Origin of the sequence: Paenibacillus cremeus, assembly GCF_007786445.1 — a bacterium.
Classification (GTDB): Bacteria; Bacillota; Bacilli; order Paenibacillales; family NBRC-103111; genus Paenibacillus_G; species Paenibacillus_G cremeus.
This window is the reverse complement of record NZ_VNJI01000005.1, coordinates 117750-135624: the sequence shown is the minus strand read 5'-3', so window position 1 is coordinate 135624 and position 17875 is coordinate 117750. Positions and strand designations below refer to the sequence as shown.

The window sequence follows — 17875 nt, the reverse complement described above, 5'->3', positions numbered from 1 at the left end:
CAAGCATGCGAAAAAGAACACTCGGTGACATCACCTTAGATACGATCATATATGTTTCGCTCTTTCTGATGGCGGTCTCGACGCTGCTTCCGTTTCTGAATGTGCTGTCGAAGGCGGTCAGTGAGGAATGGGCGGTTGTGGCAGGCAAGGTTGGGCTCTTCCCGGTCGGGTTCCAGCTGGAGACGATGAAATTCGTCGTCACGTCCGGCCAGTTTATTCGGTCATTCCTGGTATCGGTAGGGGTGACGGTGGGAGGGACGCTGCTGTCCATTTTGCTCACGGCTGTAACCGCTTACCCGCTGTCGAAGCGGCATTTGCCGGGGATTTCCACGATCATGCTGCTGTTCGTTTTCACGATGCTTTTTAACGGAGGCATTATCCCGAATTATCTGCTGATCCGTCAGCTCGGTCTGATCAACAGCCTTTGGTCGCTCGTGCTGCCCGCGTTAATCAGCGTGTTCAACCTGCTGGTCATTAAGAGCTACTATGAGAGCTTGCCGGACAGTCTGGAGGAATCGGCGAAAATGGACGGCGCACGCAACTTTACAGTGCTGTTTCGGATCATTCTTCCGCTTTGCGGCCCAGTGATTGCGACGATCTCGCTGTTCTACGCGGTGTATTACTGGAACGATTTTTTCAATCCGATGCTGTACATCAACTCGCCGCAGCTCAAGCCGCTGCAGCTGTACTTGCGGGATATCGTCATGGACGCGAACTCCGTCACCGCAGGCATGAACCGCAGCGCAGATGACTTGATGAACATTTCGCCGGAGGGCGTTCGCGCCGCCACGGTCATCGCATCCACCATTCCAATCCTGCTGGTGTACCCGTATTTGCAGAAGCATTTTATCAAAGGTGTGTTGATTGGCTCGGTCAAAGGGTAAGGTTGCTCATTAACGCAGCCGGTTCGTCCGGGCGTTTGATGAATAGATGGTTAAATTAGACCAATTAGGGGAGGGTTTAAAGTGAATCGAACACCACGCTCCATTCTCGCTTTATCGCTCATTACCTCGTTAGCTGTCACAGCGGCCGCATGCGGCAGCTCGACGGATACGAAACCGGCCAACACAGGCGGCAGTACGGCTGCTCCGACAGGCTCAGCTACACCGGCTCCGGCGGCATCGAATGCACCGAAACCGGCCTTAAGAGCGCTGCAGATTTGGCAAAAAGACGATTACAACACGTATCCGGTCGCCAAGGTGCTCGAGGATAAAACCGGCTACAAGGTTCAGTACGACATGCTGCCTCAAGACAAGCCGGAGGATAAGCTGAACCTGCTGATCGCTTCCGGCGAAGCGTACGATGCGATTACGACGGTCGGCTCCAGTGACTTCAAGGCGCTCTATTCCGATTACGCGAAGCGTGGCGCCCTTGTTGATCTCGGTCCGCTGATCGATAAATTCGGGCCGAACATTAAAGCAGCGATTTCACAGGAATCACTGGATGCGGCCAAAGTCGATGGCAAGCTGTACGCGATCCCGACGAAAACGCTGGAGTTTGTCGGTAATGATCTGATGATCCGACAGGATTGGCTTGACAAGCTTGGGCTTAAGGTGCCTACGACGCTGGATGAGTTCGTAGCGGTTTTGAAAGCGTTTAAAGAGAAGGATCCAGGCGGCAACGGAGCTCAAAATGTACCGCTGACGATCAAAGGGGATTCCCCATTCATCGATAACATTGCGGGCACCTTTGGCCTCATGAACAGCTGGAACGATGTCGGCGGCAAGCTGGTGCCTCGTCCGCTCGACCCGGCCTACAAGGACTATCTGGCGTTTACGGCCGATTTGTTCAAGCAAGGACTGTTGGATAAAGAGTTCGCCGTCAATAAGGACGCGAACATGAAGGAGAAGTTCTCGAGCGGGAAAGCCGGCGTCATCGTACTTCACTGGGCCGATGTACCGACGGTTGCCGATGCGCTGAAAAAAGTGCAGCCGGACGCGAAGATGGTATCCGTTCCTGCGCTGAAAGGCAAAGACGGAAAAATGGGGCTTTCAGCGGGCGCCGGCTTCGACCGGATCACGTACATTCCGAAGGCGTCAAAGCACGCCGAGGACGCGATCAAGTGGATGAATGCGAAGCTGGATAAAGATACGTTCAAGCTGATGGCGATTGGAGAGGAAGGGAAGCACTACACCTTCAAAGACAACGCTTACACCCCGATTTTGCCGATCTTCACCGACGAACGGAATCAGGCGAACAACTACTTGATGGGCGTCGACGAGAAAAATTATCCGACCTACTGGCAAGCGCGCGTCCGCAAAGACCCTCGTTTGTTCGAGGCATGGGAGTTCTTGAATGTGAAGCAGCCGGCGAACAGCCGCTTCCCGGATGTTTTGGGCAAGAGCCCGTACCTCGCGGACTATTCGAAAAACAACGGCGCGCTGAACACGCTCGTGAACGACCAAACCGTGAAGTTCATCGTGGGGGCCGATCCGATGAGCAGCCTGGACGCGTTCATGGCTAAGTATAAAGCGTCCGGCGGAGACGCCAGTGCGAAGGAAATCAATGATTGGTACTCCAAACTGAAAAAATAAGCAGGACTACGATGGGGAGGCGAAAGCTTCCCCTTGTTAGTTGAGCACGGAGGGAGCTTTGTGTTGACACATCCGAACATCCTCTTGATCACGACCGACCAGCAGCGCTGGGACTGTCTCGGCATGGTCGGGGCCGGGCATCCGGTCATGACCCCGCACCTGGATCAATTGGCGGCCGAAGGCATCCGGTTCCGTCGCGCGTACAGCGATTGCCCGATCTGCATCCCGGCGCGCACCACGATTATGACGGGCTTGAGCGCAGATCGTCATGGACTGGCGAATATGAGCGAAACGGCAAAGCCGTTTCCGGAAGCGAGCCACCGCACCTTGCCCGGGAGGCTGACCGCCGCAGGCTACCAGACGCATGCCGCCGGTAAAATGCATTTTACCCCGGCCCGGGCGCGGTACGGCTTTGAACGGATGCGGCTGCTGCCCGAGGACTACGTCAACTGGCTGGAAGGCACGCCCTATGCCGGGATGTACCGCGGGCACGGCTTGGGCGGGAACGAGGTGTACCCGGCCTTCGCCTCGACGCCCGTGCAATACACGCAGACGCACTGGATCGTGAACGAGTCGATTGATTTCCTGCGTCAACGGGATCCGCATGCGCCGTTCTTCATGTGGACCAGCTTCGAGACGCCGCATCCACCGTTTGACCCGCCGGAATCGTATGTCCGGCTGTATGACGGCATCGACATTCCGAAGCCGTCCGTCGGCGATTGGTCTCGTGATGCTGAAGACAAGGTGCCTCGCTGGATCACGAATGTCCGCTGGAGCCGGAAGCTGGATCAGCTGCCTGAAGCTGTCGTGCAGGCGGCGCGCAAGCATTATTACGCGCAGATCACGCATATTGACTACGAGCTGGGCCGGCTGCTCGGCGAGCTGAACAGCCAAGGGATAGCCCAGGATACGATCATCCTGTTTACCTCGGATCATGGCGAGATGCTGGGCGATCACGGCTTGTTTCACAAAACCGCGTTCTACGAGCCGTCTGCTGGGGTGCCGTTCATTTTGCGCATTCCTAAAGCATTCCTTCAAGCCCGATATCCGGCGTATGCTGCAGGACGCGTGTTCGAGCGCGGAGCACAGCTGGCGGATATTTACCCGACCCTGCTGGATCTGGCGGGGGTGTGGTCGGAGGAGGAGCAGTCTGAACGCGATGGGTGCAGCCTGCTGCGCATGGACGAGAGCGAGCTTGAGGAGCGCTGGCTGTTTGGCTACGTGGAGGAGCGAGATGGTTTGTTCATGGCGGCGAACGTGAAGTGGAAGTATTTGTACTACGTCGACGGAGGCTTTGAGCAGTTGTTTAACTTGGAGCAGGATCCGTTGGAGCTGCACAATCTCGCTGCAGATACACGACCTGAGTGCGGAGCGATGCTGAACGAATGCAGGCACCAGCTGCGTGAGCGGTTTCCTGCTTGGCGGGACGACGATAATGCGACCACTGGGCTGCGAGCCACCGATAAGCCGCTGCGCGAGGAACGCCAGGTCAAGGCAGCCAATCCTTTCGCTTGGCGGGGGCCGATCCGGTACGGCAAAGGCTATTGAGGTGTGTGGGCGGAGTGACACTAACCAATTCAGGAGGCGCATGGCATGATCGCGTTCACAGGGATTTCGAATCCGTACAGCACCGGAAAATTCAGTGTAGAGATCAATTCGAAGGTGCTGCGCAGATTCAGGTACATTCACGAGCAGCTGTTTCGCTGCGAGGCTGCCCAGCTGCCGGCCCGAGCGAACTGGCATCTGAAGGCGGCGCTCGGCAGGCATCTCTATGAGGATGCGGAGGCCGTAGGTGCGCTGCGGCGCCGGATCCTAGAGCTGCGCACCCCGCCGACCCAGCTGCTCAAGGAGCCGAATGTTACGCTAGCGCTGCTGTTCGAGGATCTGATCCATGCCGAGACGGATATGGAGCTGCTGGCGGGCATTTACCGCGTTGTGAAGCCCGCGCTGCTGGAAGCGTACACGCTGCACATGGCCGAGACGCAGCAGCTGGTCGATTACCCGACGATCCGCATTTTGAAGGTCTTGTGCATGGAGCTGCGCGAGCAAATCGAATGGGGCGAGCGCATGATCGCCGAGCTTCAGCAGGATGGCGAACCGCTGGAGCTGGCCGCCGAATTCGAGGCGCATATCGCCGATTACTTGGCGGCGGCAGGGGGGATCACTGGCGAGCAGGGCGTCCGTACGCAGCTGCCTGCGCGGTGGCGGTCCGGCAAGCCGTATGAGATGCCGAAGCACGCCGTGCGGGATTCGAAGCGGATGGGCCCCGCCGCTCTGGGACGCACCTCCATCCCGAGCCTGTCGGATGTTCCCGATCATATCCGGCTCTGCATGATGATGAAGAGCCGCCAGGAAGAAATGTCCGCCGTGGAAAATTTGGCGAGCGTCATTTATGACCAGAAGCAGATGCCGTGGGAGTTTTACCAGGATTTGGCCCGGCATCTGTGGGACGAAGTGCGGCACGCGCTGTTCGGGCAAGCGGCGCTGGAGGCGGAGGGCATCGATTGGATGGCGCTGCGGCAATATGTAGGCGGCTACGATCCGCTCATCCCGAAGCTGCCGGCGCAGCGGTACGCGCTGCTGAGCATCGGCTTCGAGGACAAAGCGATGAAGCGCCCCGGCAAGGTCGGCGAGTACGAGTTTTGCCGGGATGTGGCGAAGCATCCGCTGATGGAGCGCTTCCAGGATTACGACTGGGCCGATGAAGTGACGCATGCCGCCTTTGGTTTGGGCGAAAATGGACGCCCGAGCTGTTTGGCGAAGACTTGGATTACGTGCGCGAGGTCGCTGAGCTGGATATGGCAGAGCGGGCGAAGCTGTTCGAGGCGTGGGCCAAGGCGGAGGCAGAGGCAGAGGCTGGAGCGTCCAAGGGGTAAATTAACCGATCAATCTGACTTTAATCAAGGAAGGATGCGAATAAACGAATGAGTACATCAACAAGCTATGAGTTTCAGCGCAAAGTAGAAGCGTACGCAGCTGCGGATATGGTGGTGATCGGCGGAGGTCCGGCCGGTACGGCAGCGGCGATCAGCGCGTCGAGACGCGGCAAAAAGGTTATTTTGCTCGAACGATCGGGTCAGCTGGGCGGCATGGGGACCCTGGGCAACGTGAGCATTTTTATGCCCATCGGCAATGTGACCGGGATTTACCGCGAGATGATCGCCGAGGTATTGAGCGAATATTTGCCGGAGCAGCACGACGTCTCCATCGCACCGCAGTATTCTCCTTTTCAGCTGCGGCATTACTTGAACGAGAAGATGAAAAAAGAAAAGGTCCACGTGTGCTACCATACCGAATTTGTCGGCACGGTCAAAGAAGGCCGCCGCTTGAAAGCTATCATCGCGTCTACCCGGGAGGGGCTTCGCGCCTTCGAGGCGGAGCAGTTTATTGACTGCACCGGTGATGCCAGGGTGGCCATGGATGCCGGAGTGCCGTACACTTCGGGCCGGGAGGAAGACGGTTTGACACAGCCGATGACGCTGATGTTTATGATGCAAAATACGGGGAAGCCTGTGACGCCGATGCTGCCCGAGGGCTGCTATTACTATGAGCAGGTATCGGATTTGCCGCAAGGGCGGCGGCTCTACTGGGAGCGGAACAAGGAGGGCACGCTGCTCGTTAACATGACCCGGGTCAAGGGGAACGGGGCGAAGATCGAGGATGTGAATTTTGCTGAGACGGAAGCGCTGAGACAGGTGTTTTCCATCGTCAACTATTTGCAGCGCAACGGGTTCGAGACGTATGTGCTCTCCCATGTAGCCGGTCAGGTGGGCGTGAGGGAGACGAACCAAATCCAGGGTCTGTACACGTTGACGGAGCAGGATGTTGTGGAAGGACGCCGGTTCGAGGATGTGGTGGCGCAGACGAATTACGAGATCGACATCCACAGCCCCGACGGCAAAAAAACAACCGATGAGCGAAAGGTAGACGGCTACGACATCCCGTACCGCTGCATGGTACCGGATGAGCTCGATAACCTGCTGGTGGCGGGACGCTCCATTTCGGCGACGCATGTGGCGATGTCCTCAATGCGGGTGCAGGCTACCTGCTACGCGCTGGGGCAAGCGGCGGGCATTGCGGCGGCCCTAGCCTTGGAAGAGAGGAGCAAGATCCGCGACATCTCCATCGGCGAGCTGCACGCGGAGCTTCGGAAGCAGGATGTTGTTTTTCAAGGGGGACGCCAAACGCAGCCGGGATGACCGCAAAAAAACAGATTCCAACATATCCTCGCGACCGGATAAACCAGTAAAAAAGGATAGAGATTCAGATATTTTTCTGAGTCTCTATCCTTTTTTAACCTAATTTATAAGTTTCGGGGTGGGAGCAGCCTTCCACCCCTTTTCGTTTTTGGTAAGGTTAGGTTATGGAAAATCCACTTTGCAGGCTGATATGGGCGGCGCTGGGGTGCTCGAAGGAGGAAAAACTGCGCTGCAGGCCGATTCGGACGATGTCGTTTCGCTCGAACGCGGATTCTCCGCGTTGCAGCTCTGGCCCTAGTTGGCGCGAGTACTTTTTCTTAATTTTAAAAATCCAACCCCCGCCTACTCCTGCAGCGCATACCGAATCATCGTGGCCGGCAGCTGGCGCAGCACCATGGACACGCCGCCGTGAGCGACACCGAGCTCGCCGAGCTCTGAGCAGTAAATCTCCACATGCCGCAGGAACCGCGCTGGAATCATCTCACTCAGCGTGTTCCAGATCGAGTTGACCAGCGTCGGTCCAAGCAGCGCCAGCAGTCCGCCGATACAGATGACGCGCGGATTGTACGCGTTGATGACATTGGCGAGGCCGATGCCATGGTAATGCCCGAGCTCGTGCACCGCGCTCGTGTACTTGGCGTCCCCGTTGGTCATGCCCGCTACGATGTCGATGAACGGCAGCTGCTGCGGCGTCGTCTCCAGCAAATCGTATAGCGCCTTCACGGAAGCGTACATCTCCCAGCAGCCCCGGCTGCCACAGGTGCATTTTTTCCCATTCATATGAATGGTGGAGTGCCCCAGCCGACCGGCAGTTCCAGTAGCTCCGGTGAATAGCTCGCCTTTGTTGTAGACACCGACGGATAAACCCCAAGAGCTGGTCACATAGACCAGATGCTCCACCGTTTTCGAAGCAACGCCGCCAAAATGCACCTCTCCCATCGCCCCGGCATACGGAGCCGGATTAATGTAGATCGGCAGCGACGGATTTTTCCGACACAGCTCATCTGCAAGTGGGAAATCGTTCCACTCCTTCAGATTCGCGTTGTATTCCACCCCGTTGGTCTGGGTATTGTAATAGGCCGGAATGACAATACCCGCACCGATGATTCCTAAGGGACGATGAGCATGAGCAGCGGCCAAATCGGCGAAGATGTGCGAGACCGAGTCAACGAAATGATAGGGATCCTTGCTTTCCATGGGAATACCCATGCTCTCCAGGCGTTTGCCGAGCAGATCGGTGACGAGCACGGTGAACTGGTTGATCTCCACATCGACGCCAACACAGACACCCGCCTGTTCATGAATATCGACCAGCACAGGAGGGCGTCCCCGCGAGGTACCCGTCGTCCCTAGCTCAAAGACCAGCCCTTTTTGAAGAAACAAGTCCACACAGCTGGATACGGTCATCTTATTCAAGCCGGTTAGCGTTGCGATCTTGGCACGGGAGAGGGGGCGGTAGTTCAGAATCGTGCTGATCGTATGCTCCATATTAATTTTTTTCACCAGGTCAAAGTTGCCGAGTGGGCCGTTAGGATGCATCGTATTCACAACCTTACTTTTGTGCAAAATGGATGATTTAGTATGAATATTATACAATAATAAACCGTATGTCAAAAGGAGTGTCTTATAAAATAAGAACCTTTTTACGAAAATAAATTTATGTTCCTTTTTATTTGTATGAAGTATATACTAAATATACAAAGGCGTTGAAAACGCTTCAGCATTCATAAAAGGGGTGTTTATAATGAAGAAGATGAGACTAATGAGTGTGCTGCTTGCCGGATCGCTGGTGCTTTCCGCATGCGGCGGCTCGCAAACTACAGGCACAAGTCCGACACCATCGAATGAGAAGACAGCAAAGCCGGAAGAGATCGCTGGGGAAATTTCTTTCTGGTCGTGGTCGCCTGAAGATAATGTTTGGCAGGATCTGATCAAAGCCTTTAACGCCAAGTATCCGAAAATTAAAGTAAACTACGTGCGCACCCCTTCGGCGGACTATGAGAAGAAGATTCAAGTCGCCATTCAGGGCGGAGAAGTACCGGATGTCATGGCTTTCACGAACGGGCCGATGATTAAAAACTATACGTCGATTCTCGAGCCGCTGGCTCCTCTTGCGGAGAAGTCGCTTGGCAAGGACTGGGAGAAGTCGTTCAAGAGCACGGCGATGGATGCGTCCAAAAAAGCCGGCTACCGCACGATCCCGACTGGCGTCGCTGTTACGCCATTCCTTTCCTATGACGTGGATTTGTTTAAGAAGGTAGGAGCTGAGCCGCCCAAAACTTACGAGGATCTCAAGCAAGCGGTGAAGAAGTTCGAGGACGCGAAGCTGCCCAACATCGTACCACGCGTTGGCTTTGCCGGCGGGAAGAGCGCAACGGTGACGGATGTGTTCTATACCCTGGTAAATCAGATCGCTCCCGGAAAGCTGTATGATGCCGATGCGGGGAAAGCGAAGTTCACCGATCCGCAGTTTATTCAAGCGACGAATGCGTTTAAGGCGTTCTACACGGATCATATTTTCCAAGACGGGAACCTGACCACCAAATTCGACCCGGATTTGCGCGAAATGTACCTGCAAAAGCGCCAGCTGCCCATGATTCTCGTTGGAGCATGGATCATGACCGATGTCGCCAATAAAGACGGACTGAAAATCGGCGACAGGACCTTCGGGCTCGTGCCGATGCCGACGATCGCCGGGGGCAAGACGAGTGTGCTGATCAACGGCGACGTGCCGCTTGGCATCAGCAAGGATTCCAAGAACAAAGATGCTGCTTGGAAGTTTGTGGAGTTCATGGCTACGGGCGACTACCAGACGATCTTGAGCAAGTCACTGCAATTCCTCCCGGTCAAAGAAGGGCTGTCGATGGATAAGTCTCTGCTCAAGTCTGACCTTGAGAAGCAATCGGTGGATGTAATCTTAAACGAGCTGTCGAAGGACGTTGGCGGAATCCGTTTCCTCGACAATGCGTCCATCGAGCTAGCGCTTTTCACGAACCTGCAGAAGGTCGCGAGCGGAACGGCAACGCCAGAGCAAGCCATGGCTGAGGTGCAGAAAGCTTCGGATGCCGTGAAGCGCTAACCAGCTTAAGAGTAAAGTTGACTGTTCATCGAACCTCTGTCCCATCGCCGCGGTCGGCAGGGCTGTTCCGGAAGCTGCGGGGCGGAGGTTCGTTTTTTTTCTTCCTACTATGTCGCCTGCGGGGTGGAATCCAGTGGAGGTTGCTATTACGAACACGAACAAGTCGATTGCCGGACTGAAAAAGAAACGAAACCGATTCACCGGATTGTTCTTTTCTCTTCCTCTTCTCATTTTTGTTTCCGTTTTCACGTTTTTCGGTATTTTTTATAATATTTACATCGGATTTTTCGAATGGTCGGGCATTGGGGATAAAGCCTTTATCGGACTGGATAACTACGTCAGCTTGTTGAAGGACCCGAATTTCTATGATGCGCTGGGGCATACGTTTCATTTTTTGATCGTTACGATTCCGTTGTCTATGGCACTTGGCTTAGTGCTGGCCGTACTGCTCAATGGGGTGTGGGCGGCTAGCGGCTTGTTTAAGTCGATCTTCTTTCTGCCGCATGTCATTGCGGTGGTCACGATCGGAACGACGTTCTCAGGGATTTACGAGCCGAACTTCGGCTTGCTCAACACGCTGCTCAGATGGGTAGGCGCCCAGAGCCTGACACACACCTGGCTGTCCGAGCCGTCGATGGCTTTGAATGCGATTGCAGCGGTGTACATTTTTGCCAATGCGGGCTTTTATATGCTCATCTATTACACCAGCTTGCTGAATATTGATCAGGAAATTTTTGAGGCTTCCAAAATCGATGGCGCCAATGTGATGAAGCAGTTTCGCCATATTATTTTTCCGATGCTCAGCGGCACGCATGTAACTTTACTGATTCTGGGGATTATTTTCGCGCTGAAGGTATTCGACTTAGTTTGGATTATGACGGAGGGCGGCCCGGGAGGGGCAACAGAGCTGATCTCCACTTATTTGTTCCGCGAATCTTTGTTGAAATATAGAACGGGGTACAGCGGGTCGGTATCGGTTGTGCTGCTGCTGATTGCTTTCGGGTATACAGCTTTTCAACTTCGCGTGTATAACAAGCTTAGGAGGTAGAGGGATGTTCGGTAGGTTGCAGCGGTCTGAAAAGATTACGATGAATGTAGCTCTCCTCCTCCTGGCCATCATCTGGGTCGTTCCGATGGTGTATCTGGTGTCCTATTCGCTGGAGGGTGACGGAGGGGCCAATTATGGGGATGTGCTTAGCTTGAAGCAGTTTCCGCGATTTTTGATGAACAGCTTTATCGTTTCGACCTCGGTCGTTGTGCTGCTGCTCATCACGGTCTCGCTGGCCGCTTACGGGTTCAGCAAGCTGAAATTTCCCGGGGATGCCTCGGTATTTGCGATCTGCTTGATCGGACTGATGATTCCGCCGGTGGCGATGCTCGTTCCGCTCTTCCAGACGATTAAGACGTTTCATTGGATCAATACGTATATGTCGCTGGTCGGACCGGAGGTGGCGATGGTCATCCCTTTCTCGCTTTTGATCGCCCGCAATGCATTTGATGAAATTCCTAACGAGCTGCTGGAGGCGGCGGAAATGGATGGGTCAGGCGCCTGGGGCAAATTTGTTAATGTCATCCTGCCCTTGGCAGTGCCGGTGCTCACGACGGTTGGCATTCTGGCGTTTCTGAACTCTTGGAACCAGTATTTGTTTCCGCTCGTGTTTATTAATAAGGAAGCGATGCTGACGGTGACGATGGCGCCCAAGTTCTTCATTAAAGAGTATACCTCGGATTATCACAAGGTGTTTGCTGCGTTGGTGCTGATCACGATTCCGATCGTCATTTTGTACATTTTCGGCCAAAAATATATGCAGCGCGGCCTCACCAGCGGCGCCATCAAGTAGGCCAGGAGGTTAACATGAAGCATTCCGCGAACAAAAAGCCGAATATCGTATTCCTGATCGCCGACGATCACCGGTTCGACAGCCTTGGTGCGTATGGGAATCCCGATGTACAGACACCGGCGCTGGATCGGCTAGCAGTGGATGGCGTGCTGTTTAAATCAATTTATACGATGGGTGGGCAAACGGCTGCACTCTGCGTGCCTAGCCGGGCCAGTCTCATGACAGGGGCCAATGTGTTTAAAGCGACGGTGTCCGACCGTGAGGTTACGCTGAAGGAGACGGAAAACCGCGAGCTGTGGAAGCTCAACCCGGAGCTGACGACGCTGCCGGAGGCCTTGCGGCGTGATGGCTATCGGACCTACGGCATCGGCAAATGGCACAACGGAGCCGAGAGCTTTGCGAGAAGCTTCACGGGCGGAGCGAGTATATTCTTCGGCGGCATGGGCGATCATATCGGGCTGCCGATTCACGATTTTGACCCGAGCGGAGTGTATCCGGCGGAAGCGGCTTATCCGAGCAAAGCGTTTTCGTCCGAGCTGTTTGCGGATTCGGCGATTAAAATTATCGAGGGTGAGGGTGAAAAGGGGCAGGAGCAGGATGAGCCGTTTTTTCTTTATTTGGCCTTCACTGCACCGCATGATCCGAGAACGCCTCCGCCGTCTTTTTTGGACCTGTATCCACCTGAGCAGATTCCGCTGCCTGACAATTTCATGCCGGAGCATCCGTTCGATAACGGGGAGCTGCACGTTCGTGACGAGCAATTAGCCTCGCTTCCGCGCAAGCCGGAGGAAATTCAGCAGCAGCTGGCGGAGTACTACAGCATGATTACACATATGGACGCGCAAATCGGCCGGATCATGGAGGCACTGGAAGCCAGCGGACAGCTGGATCATACGATTGTGGTGTACACCGCCGATCATGGAATTGCGCTTGGACAGCATGGACTGCTCGGCAAGCAAAACTTGTATGAGCATAGTATTCATATTCCGCTCTTGATGCAGGGTCCTGGCTTGCCGAGGGGGATGCAGGTCAGCGGGCTCGGGCACCAGATGGATATTTATCCAACGCTGTGTGAATTGATCGGCACCGCATGTCCCGATACGGTAGAAGGCAGCAGTCTCGTGCCGTTACTGGAGAACTCGTTCTCGGTCGTGCGGGAGAGCGTATTTTCCGCGTATAAGCTGGCTCAGCGGATGGTAAGCGACGGGCGCTGGAAGCTGATTCGCTATTATCGCTCGGGCGAGGTGGGCACGGATCGGACGCAGCTGTTTGATTTGCAGGGCGATCCGTGGGAGACGCGCAGCTTAGCCGAGGACCCCGAGACACAAGCGCAATTGAGCCAATTGGACAAAGAATTGATCCGCTGGCAGCTCCGGGTTCAGGATCCGATTTTGCAGCGTATACATCCATAAGAGGACTGAAGTCTTAGAAAGGTGAGCTGATCATGAGGCGTCCCAATATTTTGTTCTTGTTCCCGGACACGCATCGCGGGGATTGGATGCCGTATGCGCCGTCGGTGATGGCGGAGCTTGGCATGGAGCCGCTGTCAATTCGTATGCCGCATATGGAGGCGTTGATGCAGCAGGGCGTTACGTTCACAAAGGCGGTCACGCCTTCGCCGCTTTGCGCACCAGCCCGGGCCTGCCTTGCCGCCGGTTTGCGGTATAACCAAATCGGCGTCACCGGCAATCACGTCGATTATCCGCTGTCCCGCCGGACCTTCTACTCCTGCTTGAAGGAGTCGGGCTATCGGGTGGGAGGCGTAGGCAAGTTCGACCTGCACAAGGCGACGCGCTGGTGGGGGCTTGACGGCTGGATCGAGGATCTGGGCACGCTTGGTTTTACGGATGGAATCGACAATGCCGGCAAAATCGATGCGGTCCTCTCGGGGGCGACCGAGCCGAAGGATCCTTATATGAAGTACCTTTACGATCAGGGGCTGGCCGACATTCATTTGAAGGATATGGCGGAGCGCGGCAAAAAGACGCATGCGACGGACCTGCCGGACGAGGCGTATTGCGACAACTGGGTGACCCGCAACGGTATCCAGATGCTGCGCGGCTTCCCTGAGGATCAGCCTTGGCTCCTCATGGTCAACTTTGTGTGTCCGCATGAGCCGTTTGATATTACGCACCGGATGAAGGCCGCATGGGAGAACGAGTCGTTCCCGTATCCGAATCAGTGCAGCGTGGAGCCGGCCGTGGCCAACAGCATCCGGCAAAATTACGCTGCTATGCTGGAGAACATCGACCGCAGCATCGGGCTGCTGCTGAATGAAATCAGACTGCGCGGGGAGCTCGACAATACGGTGATCATCTACTCATCGGACCATGGCGATATGCTCGGCGACTTTGATAAGTTCGGCAAGTGCAAGCCGGAACGGGGCTCCGTCCATATTCCGCTGGTGATCAGCGGACCGGGGATTGGCAAGGGCGAGTACAGCGAGGCGCTGGTGGAGCTGCAGGATCTGGCGAGCACGATCCTTGACTTGGCCGGAGTCACTCCGATGGCGGAAGCGGAGGATTCGCTGTCGCTGAGGCCCGTGCTGACCGGCGAAGCCAGCGCTTTGCGCGAGGTGCAGGTGTCGGGGCTGGACGAAGGCCCGCAGCATCCGAGCGCATGGCGCATGGCCTCGGACGGGGAGTGGAAGCTGATTGTGGAGCGGGACCGCCCGGATCGGCTTTACCATCTCCGAGACGATCCATGGGAGAACGACAACGTCGCGGAAGCGCACCCGGACATTGCGGCGAGGCTGAAGGCGGAGATTCGTTGTTAGTGATTTGTTCGTGGGCAGGCTGGTACTGGGTTTTGACCCGGTGCTGGCCTTTTTTTTGTGCGTGTAGCTGCTGCTTTTGGTGGTTTCCCTGTTTTTTCCATTAATTAAAAGGTTAAACACCTGATCTAATTTGTGGTACAGTAGAAGAAACATCCTGAATGCGGAGAAGACGGACATGGAAAACCGCGTTGATAGCAGTCGGCATTACCGATCGTTGTACGAAAACCACCCAGACCTTGTGGCTACAATTTCACTTCAAGGGAACATTGTTGATGCGAATGCAGCCTGCGAAAAAGTGACAGGATATACGAGAAGTGAATTGCAGCAGCTGACTCCCTACTCGCTGCATAGGATCCCGGAGAAAAGCAGGTCTCACTTTCAATTTGCGTTGAATGGGGATACGCCGGAGTATGAAAGTACGATTATTCATAAACAGGGGCATGAGCTATTATTGCGCATTACCTATGTACCGATTATCGTAGATGGAAAAGTTATCGGTGTGCATGGAATGGCAAAGGATATAACGGAATACCGGAGCATCCAGCGAGCACTTCTTGAAAAACAAGAACGCTTCCGATCGCTTTTTCAACATAATCCTAACGCCGTTGTCGAAAAAGACCTTCAAGGACGGTTCACAGCATTTAATCCGGCTTTTGCAGCATTGACCGGATACGATAAAGGCGAACTGATATCCATGACCTATCATGATATTACATTCCCTGATGACCTTGCAAAGAGTCACGCCGCGTTTCAACGTGCTGTAAAAGGAGAGGCGCAAAGCTTCGAGAACCGAATCTGCACGAAAGAAGGGCACATCCTATACGGCAGTTTTACCTATATTCCCATCATTGTGGATCGCGAGATTGTTGGTGTCTATAGCATTGTTAGGGATATCACGGAGCTAAAACAAGCGACAGCGCAGCTGCGCTATCACGAAGACCTGTATGAGCTCATTTCTGAACATGCGCAGGATTTGATCTCCTACGCGACGCCGGATGGGATCACTCAGTATGTCTCTCCATCGATTCGTTCCTTGCTTGGGTATGAACCGGACGAAGTCATTGGAACTTCAACGTACCACTATTGGCATAAGGAAGACATCGCGAACGCAATGAATATATTTCAGCATTCGGATCACGGCGTGTTTACGTTTCGGGCGAGACATAAAGACGGTCGATATATTTGGTTTGAATCCACGGTCAAGGCCATCCGAAATGAGCGAGGCGAGATCGAAAAGGTGCTCGGCGTCGGGCGAGATATCACCGAACGCAAAAACACGGAGCAGCTGATGATGAACTCGGAAAAACTATCGCTTGCGGGTCAACTCGCAGCGGGTGTTGCCCACGAAATTCGCAACCCTTTAACGGCAATTAAAGGGCTGGTTCAGCTGCTGGAACGGCGATTGACTGAAACGCCTCCGTATTTTAGCGTAATCGGTTCGGAAATTAACCGAATTGAACAAATTGTCACGGAGCTATTAATGCTCGCCAAGCCGCAGATTATGCAAAGTCAGTATCGGGATGTAAGGATCATCATTGAGCAAGTAATCACCCTGCTTGAATCCCAGGCGATCATGAAAAATGTTCAGTTCATCGCACGATTTGAACATCATGAAATGATGATCCAATGTGACGAAAATCAGTTAAAGCAAGTCTTTATCAATTTTATCAAGAATGCGATGGAGTCGATGGGCAGCGACGGCGTGATCTCGATTGACGTAACAAGAACAGAGCCCGATTGGATCGTAATCTGCATTCAAGATGAGGGCTGCGGCATTTCGGAAGAAGCATTGACCAAGCTCGGTCAGCCGTTTTATACCACGAAGGAAAACGGGACAGGCTTAGGATTTTTGATCAGCAAAAAAATTATCGAAAGTCAGAATGGGAAGCTGAACATCACCAGTAAAGTAGGAGAAGGAACCTGTATAGGGGTTCTGTTGCCAGGAGCGACCATCAGTACAAACGAACCTGAATATGCCGGCTAGTTACAAATTGCGGGGTGGAATGGTATGCAGGAATTCGTTGGAAATTGTAAGGCATGCAAGAAACAGATCTTCTGCAATGATGGATTTATTAACGGTGTAGTATTAGATGATAAAACCTTAATCTGCTTTGATTGTCATGATAAGCCACAAGAACCAATCGAACCGGATGAGCGTTAACAGCAACGAATAAGCATCGCCTCGCATATTTTAGTGTCGACAAAGTCCTTGAGCTCAAGGGCTTTTTCATTTTGGAAGTACAAGTTTGCCGCGGTAAATTGGAATATTGGAATTTTTCGACAGTTTCCCGCCATGCTGAATATAGTAGGTATTAGAGGTGAGTCAGCATGAGTAAACGAAGACGAATTGGGCGGCATGCCGCTGATTTTTTTCCGGTGACGGACATAGAGTTTATCGAGTTGTACGTCGGTAACGCGAAGCAGGCAGCGCATTTTCTCAGCCAAGGCTTTGGGTTTCGACCCATCGCGTATGCCGGGCTGGAGACGGGGGAAACCGGCAAGGCCTCCTATGTGCTCGAACAAAATCGAGCTCGAATCGTCGTATCCGGCGCGTTGGCACCGGATCATCCCATCGCGGAGTTTGTGAAAAAGCATGGGGACGGAGTCAAGGATATTGCGCTGCGTGTCGACGATGTGGAAAAGTCGTATAACGAAGCGGTTTCCCGCGGTGGAGTCGCTATAATGGAGCCGAGAGAAGTGACCGATTCGAATGGAACGGTGAAGATGGCGGCGATCGGCACCTATGGGGATACGATTCATACGTTAATCGACCGCAGCGGGTATAAGGGGCTGTTTTTACCCAAATATGAGCCGTGCGAGCTGCAAATCCCTCACCAAGCCGTTGGATTAATCGGTTTTGACCACGTGGTAGGCAATGTAGAGCGGATGGAAGAATGGGTCCGGTATTACGAGCAGGTGATGGGCTTTAAACAAATGATCCATTTTGACGATGAGGATATATCCACGGAGTATTCCGCCCTAATGTCGAAGGTGATGACGAGCGGCGGGCGAATCAAGTTTCCGATCAACGAGCCTGCGCAGGGAAAGCGGAAATCGCAAATCCAAGAATATCTGGACTTCAACCAAGGCGCCGGCGTACAGCATATTGCGATTTTAACCAATGACATTATCTCCACGGTAACCCAGCTTCAGGAGAACGGCATTGATTTCTTGAGCACCCCGGACAGCTATTATGAGATGCTGACGGAACGCATCGGGACGATCGACGAGGATCTTGCCAAGCTGCGGGAGCTGAACATTTTGGTTGACCGGGATGACGAGGGGTATTTGCTGCAAATTTTTACGAAGCCGATCGTAGACCGTCCGACGTTGTTTATGGAAATTATTCAGCGCAAAGGCGCGGTCGGATTCGGCGAGGGCAACTTCAAGGCTCTGTTTGAATCGATTGAGCGGGAGCAGGCACGCAGAGGAAATCTCTAAAAAAA

At 54.1% G+C, this 17875-nt stretch carries 13 protein-coding genes; 12 read left to right on the top strand and 1 reads right to left on the bottom strand.

What is annotated here, in order from left to right:
• Positions 1 to 5: 5 nt before the first annotated feature.
• From FPZ49_RS05720 to FPZ49_RS05700, 5 genes are all read left to right on the top strand, one after another.
• Entirely contained in the window at positions 6 to 884 is an 879-nt protein-coding gene (locus FPZ49_RS05720) for a carbohydrate ABC transporter permease (protein ID WP_144844426.1), read from the top strand.
• Positions 885 to 965: 81 nt separating this feature from the next.
• On the top strand, positions 966 to 2534 hold the full coding sequence (locus FPZ49_RS05715; protein ID WP_261381272.1) for an extracellular solute-binding protein: 1569 nt from the start codon (positions 966 to 968) through the stop codon (positions 2532 to 2534).
• 60 nt (positions 2535 to 2594) lie between these two features.
• Positions 2595 to 4082, top strand: a complete 1488-nt coding sequence (locus FPZ49_RS05710; protein WP_222429874.1) for a sulfatase-like hydrolase/transferase — start codon at positions 2595 to 2597, stop codon at positions 4080 to 4082.
• Positions 4083 to 4127: 45 nt separating this feature from the next.
• A complete protein-coding gene (locus FPZ49_RS05705) occupies positions 4128 to 5462 on the top strand; it encodes a hypothetical protein (RefSeq protein ID WP_144844422.1) in 1335 nt (444 codons plus the stop codon).
• Positions 5459 to 6733, top strand: coding sequence for an FAD-dependent oxidoreductase (locus FPZ49_RS05700; RefSeq protein WP_144844420.1), 1275 nt, complete (start codon positions 5459 to 5461; stop codon positions 6731 to 6733). The genes FPZ49_RS05705 and FPZ49_RS05700 overlap by 4 nt, the downstream gene beginning before the upstream one ends.
• A gap of 342 nt (positions 6734 to 7075) precedes the next feature.
• On the opposite strand, the gene FPZ49_RS05695 is transcribed toward FPZ49_RS05700, so the two are convergent.
• Entirely contained in the window at positions 7076 to 8272 is a 1197-nt protein-coding gene (locus FPZ49_RS05695) for an ROK family protein (RefSeq protein WP_144844418.1), read from the bottom strand.
• Positions 8273 to 8477: 205 nt separating this feature from the next.
• Between FPZ49_RS05695 and FPZ49_RS05690 the strand changes: the two genes are divergently transcribed.
• The 7 genes from FPZ49_RS05690 to hppD all read left to right on the top strand — a co-directional run bounded on the left by FPZ49_RS05690 (position 8478) and on the right by hppD (position 17870).
• A complete protein-coding gene (locus tag FPZ49_RS05690) occupies positions 8478 to 9812 on the top strand; it encodes an ABC transporter substrate-binding protein (RefSeq protein WP_144844416.1) in 1335 nt (444 codons plus the stop codon).
• A 133-nt stretch (positions 9813 to 9945) separates the two neighbouring features.
• The gene (locus FPZ49_RS05685) at positions 9946 to 10860 is read left to right on the top strand and encodes a carbohydrate ABC transporter permease (protein WP_144844414.1); all 915 of its coding nucleotides are present in this window, start codon (positions 9946 to 9948) and stop codon (positions 10858 to 10860) included.
• A 4-nt stretch (positions 10861 to 10864) separates the two neighbouring features.
• Entirely contained in the window at positions 10865 to 11653 is a 789-nt protein-coding gene (locus FPZ49_RS05680) for a carbohydrate ABC transporter permease (protein WP_144844412.1), read from the top strand.
• 14 nt (positions 11654 to 11667) lie between these two features.
• The gene (locus FPZ49_RS05675) at positions 11668 to 13065 is read left to right on the top strand and encodes a sulfatase-like hydrolase/transferase (RefSeq protein WP_144844410.1); all 1398 of its coding nucleotides are present in this window, start codon (positions 11668 to 11670) and stop codon (positions 13063 to 13065) included.
• A gap of 32 nt (positions 13066 to 13097) precedes the next feature.
• Complete coding sequence (locus FPZ49_RS05670) at positions 13098 to 14429, top strand: sulfatase family protein (RefSeq protein WP_144844408.1); 1332 nt, start codon at positions 13098 to 13100, stop codon at positions 14427 to 14429.
• A 175-nt stretch (positions 14430 to 14604) separates the two neighbouring features.
• Positions 14605 to 16413 (top strand): PAS domain-containing sensor histidine kinase, encoded by a 1809-nt coding sequence (locus FPZ49_RS05665; protein WP_144844406.1) that lies wholly within the window; start codon positions 14605 to 14607, stop codon positions 16411 to 16413.
• A gap of 344 nt (positions 16414 to 16757) precedes the next feature.
• Positions 16758 to 17870 (top strand): 4-hydroxyphenylpyruvate dioxygenase, encoded by a 1113-nt coding sequence (gene hppD / locus FPZ49_RS05660; protein ID WP_144844404.1) that lies wholly within the window; start codon positions 16758 to 16760, stop codon positions 17868 to 17870.
• The last annotated feature ends 5 nt before the right edge of the window (positions 17871 to 17875 follow it).

What these genes read in the sequence shown, in the direction of transcription:
- FPZ49_RS05720 (WP_144844426.1), top strand. Translation starts at nt 6, where the DNA reads ATGCGAAAAAGAACACTCGGTGACATCACCTTAGATACGATCATATAT.
- FPZ49_RS05705 (WP_144844422.1), top strand. Translation starts at nt 4,128, where the DNA reads ATGATCGCGTTCACAGGGATTTCGAATCCGTACAGCACCGGAAAATTC.
- FPZ49_RS05700 (WP_144844420.1), top strand. Translation starts at nt 5,459, where the DNA reads ATGAGTACATCAACAAGCTATGAGTTTCAGCGCAAAGTAGAAGCGTAC.
- FPZ49_RS05695 (WP_144844418.1), bottom strand. Translation starts at nt 8,272, where the DNA reads ATGCATCCTAACGGCCCACTCGGCAACTTTGACCTGGTGAAAAAAATT.
- FPZ49_RS05690 (WP_144844416.1), top strand. Translation starts at nt 8,478, where the DNA reads ATGAAGAAGATGAGACTAATGAGTGTGCTGCTTGCCGGATCGCTGGTG.
- FPZ49_RS05680 (WP_144844412.1), top strand. Translation starts at nt 10,865, where the DNA reads ATGTTCGGTAGGTTGCAGCGGTCTGAAAAGATTACGATGAATGTAGCT.
- FPZ49_RS05675 (WP_144844410.1), top strand. Translation starts at nt 11,668, where the DNA reads ATGAAGCATTCCGCGAACAAAAAGCCGAATATCGTATTCCTGATCGCC.
- FPZ49_RS05670 (WP_144844408.1), top strand. Translation starts at nt 13,098, where the DNA reads ATGAGGCGTCCCAATATTTTGTTCTTGTTCCCGGACACGCATCGCGGG.
- FPZ49_RS05665 (WP_144844406.1), top strand. Translation starts at nt 14,605, where the DNA reads ATGGAAAACCGCGTTGATAGCAGTCGGCATTACCGATCGTTGTACGAA.
- hppD (WP_144844404.1), top strand. Translation starts at nt 16,758, where the DNA reads ATGAGTAAACGAAGACGAATTGGGCGGCATGCCGCTGATTTTTTTCCG.